Here is a 2,858-nt window from a genome sequence, read left to right as displayed (position 1 = left end):
TCGCCCCATCTTCGCCTCTCGCAACAACGGGTTGATTCAGTCTAGGCGATCAGTGCGTTTTTACACAGCCTCGGCCAGTTTGAGACGTTCGACACGGTCGCCTAGATCGTTGACACCCATTAGCGGGCCCGGTGTCAAGCGAGCAAACGATCCCCTCGACCAGGTGGGCAGCCGATATCGATTCTCTGACCGAATGCAGTAGCCAATCGCACCCGTTTCTTCGCTTCATGGCTGCGACGGATCGCGCCAGACACCCATCAGGTTCAAGCGATCGGCGTACAGCGGCTGCCTGTCGCCCTGGTGGCTCTGCCACCCCAGAAGAACGTTGGTACCGCAGCGCGTCCATTGGGTTCGCACAATACTCGTGGTTGCCAGACGTCTGGCACCAATCCACGGCTGGCTCGCGTTGCGGGCGATCCGCTTTGCTGCACATCGGGGACGGCGACACGACATCCCATTCAATCTCGGTGGCTTCTGGCCAGTCAACGATGAGGGCTTGCCGGCCGCCGTCGTAACGCTTATGCGAAGCAGCGAGCTACATCAAATGGTTTTCGCTCCTTCAGCATGTGGAAACACGCGCGGGCAAACTTGTGGGCCAAGGCCTTGCGGGCGAGCACTGAATTCGTCCTCGCTTTCTTGCGCTCATAGAACTGCCGGGCTTCGGTGCTAAAGTGCATCGCGAAGTTCGCCGCTTCGATGAATGCCCAGCACAGATATGGATTTCCATTCCTGGTATTGCCTTCGCCCTTCTTCTTGCCGTTGCTCATGCGCTGGCTGTCCACACACCGGGCGTAGGAAGCGAAGTTGCCAGCGCTGGCGAAACGGTCGATGGTTCCGGTTTCGAGCATGATCACGGTGGCAAGCGTCTGGCCGATGCCGGGCACCGTGGTTAGCAGGACATAGTCGGGATGTGGCGCGACTTCTTTCTGGAGACGCTTTTCCACGATAGCGATCTGTTCGCGAAGCGTTGTGATGACCGCGACGTTCGCGCGGACCGCGAGCGTCACATTGTCGGGCAGGCCCATCTGATCGACAGCGTGTTCGTCGAGTCGCTTGACCTGATTGCTCGTGATTCGCGTGCCATACTGACGCGCTGTAACGTTCTCGACGGCGAGAATGTGACTGGTGCAGCTGCGTACCAGTTGCATGCGCTTGCGCGCCAGGTCACGCAACGCACGGAGCTTCACCGGCAGGATGGTGCCCACTGGAAGGATCCCCAGGCGTAGCAGGTGGGCCAGGTAGCGCGCGTCGGTCTCGTCGCCGCTGTGTTTAAGCCCATCGTACTTTTTGATCGCGGTGGTGTTGGCCAGGTGAACCACATAGCCGGCCGTCTGCAGGCCGTCGACAAGCCAGTACCAGTTGAACGTGGATTCGACCACGACGCCGGCCAGCGCGGCTCGCCACGGCGCCAGGAACGCCAGGATCCTCGTCAGGTCGTTCGGCAGGCGTTTTTCGGCGAGCACGCGGTCCGTTTCGTCGATAACGCTCACCACGCTATTGTTCGAATGCAGGTCAATGCCGCTATAGTTCATGATGACCTCCTTCGGGTTAAAGCGGTTTTGGCGAACTCACTTTAACCCCGTCGCCCTTCCGGGCGACGGTGGGAGGCCCGCTAGATGATTTTCAATCGACGGACGAACGTAACGAGGTGACCTCGTGACCCGTCATCGAAGCCCATTCATTTTCATTAGCAAATAGTAGAAATCAGCCACCCGACATTGGGCGATGCGGAAGCGTTGCTACAGTTTGAAGTCGACAATCGCGCCTATTTCGAGCACTGGATCAACGCTCGGGAGATCAGTTACTACAACATCGGCTCGGTGCGAAACGCAATAGAGGAAGCACAGAGCGATACCGAAAGCGACAAGGCGTATCAATTCCTTGTGAAATGCGACGGCGCCATTGTTGGGAGGGTGAATCTTGTCGGGGTTACACGTCCGTATTTCAACAAAGCCGCTCTCGGTTATCGCATTGGCGAGCATTTCGCGGGGCATGGATACGCTTCCGAAGCGGTAAAGCTCGTGCTGGAAATGGCGCGTTTGGACCTGGGGCTGTCGCGAATTGAGGCGACTGTCCGACCTGAAAATCGAGCTTCCGCTCGCGTCCTGGAGCGCAATGGATTTGTCGTGTACGGTATTGCGAAACGCAGCACGCATCTTCACGGCGTTTGGTACGACCTCATGCACTTCGAACGACACCTCGAAGAGGGACACTGAGCGTCTGCTTTGTAGAACGTTGGGCCGCAGTGGGGCGAACTGAGCCGGACGCCGTCGGACTCAGTACGGCCCCTTGCGGAGGTTCGGCACATTCGCCTGGATCACCGACAATCGGGGCGCATTGACCAAATGGGTAGTTGCGGTCCTGAACGTTCCGGTAAGCAGATTTTGACGATCGCATGGTGGCGCATGCGTAACTACCTAGCCCAATAGTCGCGCATGCCGTCCAATGCTGACTCATGTTAGGCTCCGATGACGAAAGGGAGGCTTTCATGCACCGAACGATCGCATACCGCGGCTTCGAGATTCAGGTCGAATTGACTCCGGCTGCTGATGAGGACACCTTTGACGTGACCTTTCAGATAAAAGGCGCCACAAACCTCGAAGTGCTCGGCGCGCGGGGAGGCCGCATCCCGTTGCGCAACGGCCCTTTTACTGAACGATGGGCCTATCTGGTAGCCGAAATCGCCGGCCAGGCTGCAATCGACGTGTTACTCGGTCCCGTCGACTGATTCCATGTCTGTTCCCGACCCAATACACTCAGCGACCCCATAGGGGGACAGCCGAGTTAATGTCAATTCTGGTGTATGCGGGGGCAGAGCATGATCAAGCGGCAAGCGGTTGCTGAGCCGGTGCGCTTTC

General features: G+C 58.2%; 3 protein-coding genes. 2 read left to right on the top strand and 1 reads right to left on the bottom strand.

The window, feature by feature from the left end:
• Nucleotides 1–518: 518 nt before the first annotated feature.
• Complete coding sequence (locus EVC45_RS44055) at nucleotides 519–1,532, bottom strand: IS110 family transposase (RefSeq protein ID WP_129964292.1); 1,014 nt, start codon at nucleotides 1,530–1,532, stop codon at nucleotides 519–521.
• 162 nt (nucleotides 1,533–1,694) lie between these two features.
• On the opposite strand from EVC45_RS44055, the gene EVC45_RS44050 reads away from it, so the two are divergent.
• Entirely contained in the window at nucleotides 1,695–2,216 is a 522-nt protein-coding gene (locus EVC45_RS44050; RefSeq protein ID WP_129964291.1) for a GNAT family N-acetyltransferase, read from the top strand.
• Between the two features lie 272 nt (nucleotides 2,217–2,488).
• On the top strand, nucleotides 2,489–2,728 hold the full coding sequence (locus EVC45_RS44045) for a hypothetical protein (RefSeq protein ID WP_069262402.1): 240 nt from the start codon (nucleotides 2,489–2,491) through the stop codon (nucleotides 2,726–2,728).
• Nucleotides 2,729–2,858 lie beyond the last annotated feature (130 nt).

The organism is Paraburkholderia sp. UYCP14C, from assembly GCF_004197395.1.
GTDB lineage: Bacteria > Pseudomonadota > Gammaproteobacteria > Burkholderiales > Burkholderiaceae > Paraburkholderia.
This window is presented reverse-complemented; position numbering and strand designations above follow the sequence as displayed.

What these genes read in the sequence shown, in the direction of transcription:
- EVC45_RS44045 (WP_069262402.1), top strand. Translation starts at nt 2,489, where the DNA reads ATGCACCGAACGATCGCATACCGCGGCTTCGAGATTCAGGTCGAATTG.
- EVC45_RS44055 (WP_129964292.1), bottom strand. Translation starts at nt 1,532, where the DNA reads ATGAACTATAGCGGCATTGACCTGCATTCGAACAATAGCGTGGTGAGC.